The sequence below is a fragment of the Azohydromonas aeria genome (assembly GCF_009760915.1).
GTDB classification, from domain to species: domain Bacteria; phylum Pseudomonadota; class Gammaproteobacteria; order Burkholderiales; family Burkholderiaceae_C; genus Azohydromonas; species Azohydromonas aeria.
This window is the reverse complement of the sequence record NZ_VIDQ01000061.1, coordinates 43,989-46,047: the sequence shown is the minus strand read 5'-3', so window position 1 is coordinate 46,047 and position 2,059 is coordinate 43,989. Positions and strand designations below refer to the sequence as shown.

Here is a 2,059-nt window from a genome sequence, read left to right as displayed (position 1 = left end):
GTCGGCATGGCCCAGCCCTGCAGCTAGATGGGCCATGTACCCGTCAAACCGTGCTCCCATGTCCATACCCGAGCCTCCTGCGCGACTGGATAGGACAAATATAGATCAAATTATTGACACAGTAAGACTAGCTGTTGAAGTGCAGCAATTCGAATAGTCAGGTCCAATAATTCTGCGAATGAGCACGGCGCGTAAGTCCGCGTCCAGCATGGAGAAGTAGGCAGATTGCTGTGGTCTGAGTGCTGTTGCTGAGCCACCACGCCAGCACCGGCAGCGGCCCACAGTTTTCACCAGCGCCACCGCGCAGGTCCGCTAATTCCGCCTGCGTCTTCAGTCCGCCAAGCCGTAAGGTTGTGACCTGTGCAGCAGGGCAGGGTGCCGAGAGCACACATTGCCTGACGCTACAGTTGTCGGGAACGCCTTCGGCACCATGCGAAAAGGCCAAACGGGTGGAGTGTTTTCGACAGCAGCAGCTATGCAGCTATCGAACGCTTTCGCCGACACGGCGCAGGAGGTTGGTGGAGCAAAGCGTCCGAATCAAGTTTGGTCTTACGATAAATCGACTCTGAAGTAAGTTGCGACATCAACCAAAAAGATGGCGCTCGCCGAATTAATGGACCTATTCGCGAAATTACTGGACTTCAACAACCGGCACGCCGCTGTCTTGGGCCCAGGCGCTGCTGAGCTCGCGCAGCGCCTCGTTCAGACCCAGGTCGTCTAGCACCGCCGGGCGCAGTTCGTAGGACAGGCGGTCCACGTCCTCGTCCAGCCGCTGCGTCACCTCACGCAGCTGTCCCAGGCGCTCGCGTGCTGCTGGCTGCGTCTCAGGGTCTTCCTGTACCGCCTGCAGACCCAGGGCCAGTGCGGTGAGGTGCTGGCCCAGCGAATCGTGCAACTCTCGCGCCAGGCGGCGGCGCTTGTCTTCCTCGGCGTTCACGAGTTGCCCCAGCAGCTCGCGCACCTGCGCCTCCGTGGCTCGGCGCTCCGCCACCTCAATGGCCAGCTGCGTGTTGGCCAATGCCAGTTCGGCAGCGCGGGCCTGCACCTGGGCCTCCAGCGCGCCGTGCGCTCCGCGCAGCGCCGCCTCGCCCTGCTTGCGCGCGGTGATGTCAGCCAGCGTGCCCACCATGCGTACTGGCAGCCGGCGGCGTCGCACTCGGTAAGCGCGCTGTGCTCGACCCAGCACAGCCGGCCATCGGGGTGCAGCAACCGGTATTCAGCCCAATACGAGGCGCCCGTGCGGGCGGCCTCCTCCACAGCCCAGACGGCCTCAACATCCTGCGGATGCACCAGCCGACGCCAGGCGTCCACGTTCCGCGCGGGCACATTACGTCCCAGGCCGGTGATGCGCAGCCCTTCGTCGCAAAGCCACAGCGCGTCGTCAGCAAAGGTCCATTCCCACAAGCCCAGGTGCGAGTCGGCCAGTGCGGCCTCCAGCCGCCGATGGCTCTGTATTAGCCCGGTCTCCTGGTGCGACGCTCCTGCGACGGCCACCGGGGTTCAGCGCCGACAGACGCTGAAAAAAGAGGAGGGGTCCTGGGGCGCGCTGTCCATGCTGGTGCCTCAAGCCACTGAAGCCGCAGCGTCGCCTGTGGCGAGCGTGTGAACCGGTGTCCCCATAACCGCTCCAGCGTCGGACCTAGGAAAGCCCGCGACTTCGAGCGACCGCTGCAGCATGACGGTTCCGCAACCGGCCTTGCAAGGCGACAACCAGCTCACACGGCCGCCCGATCCTGCAGCCGCCGTACACGGAATGCTCAACCAGCCCATGCCTGGCCCGGCCACATAGCGCACATCGTGCCGGTATGCGTGCACGTTCTCGCAGCCCAGCTGCCTGGGACGTTAGGCCAGCTTCAAAGCGGTCGCGTTCGAGTCCATGCACGCCTGCGGTGTTCACTGGTTGGAAGGCAGCACGGTTAGTGCTCAGCCGGCCAAGGCAAGGCAAGGCAAGGCAAGGCAAGGCAAGGCAAGGCAAGGCAAGGCAAGGCAAGGCAAGGCAAGGCAAGGCAAGGCAAGGCAAGGCAAGGCAAGGCAAGGCAAGGCAAGGCAAGGCAAGGCA

Annotated in this window: 1 protein-coding gene and 1 pseudogene; both read right to left on the bottom strand. The window is 63.7% G+C overall.

Annotated elements, in window-relative coordinates; genetic code table 11:
• Positions 1-631 precede the first annotated feature (631 nt).
• Positions 632-1,129, bottom strand: coding sequence for a sensor histidine kinase (locus FJ694_RS26595; protein WP_232540234.1), 498 nt, complete (start codon positions 1,127-1,129; stop codon positions 632-634).
• A gap of 23 nt (positions 1,130-1,152) precedes the next feature.
• Positions 1,153-1,494, bottom strand: a pseudogene (locus FJ694_RS38040) (PAS domain-containing protein); the annotation flags it as partial.
• Positions 1,495-2,059 lie beyond the last annotated feature (565 nt).

What these genes read in the sequence shown, in the direction of transcription:
- FJ694_RS26595 (WP_232540234.1), bottom strand. Translation starts at nt 1,129, where the DNA reads ATGGTGGGCACGCTGGCTGACATCACCGCGCGCAAGCAGGGCGAGGCG.